The sequence below is a fragment of the Bradyrhizobium sp. USDA3010 genome (genome assembly GCF_056429065.1).
The window spans coordinates 1-265 of the sequence record NZ_JBWJZD010000157.1 but is presented as its reverse complement, the minus strand read 5'-3'; the positions used below and the strand labels follow the sequence as shown (position 1 = coordinate 265).

The 265-nt window shown below is 67.5% G+C and carries 1 protein-coding gene; it reads left to right on the top strand.

Going from position 1 to position 265, the window contains the following annotated elements; genetic code table 11:
• On the top strand, positions 1-265 hold a 265-nt coding region (locus AC066Y_RS43370), incomplete at both ends, for a VCBS domain-containing protein (RefSeq protein WP_478279155.1).

Here is a 265-nt window from a genome sequence, read left to right as displayed (position 1 = left end):
CATCTCAATGCCGACGGCTCCTATACCTACACCGTGAACAACGGCCAGGGCGCGGTCGAGGCGCTGCGCACCTCGAGCGACACGCTGACCGATACGTTCAGCTATACGGTGAAGGACACCGCCGGGCTGACCTCGACGACGACTCTGACCATCACCATCCACGGCACCGACGACGCGCCGGTTGCGGTCGCCGATACCGGCGACGCCACCGAGGCCGGCGTCAATCCCGACGGCAGCGCCAACGCCGGCACGCATGCGACCGGCA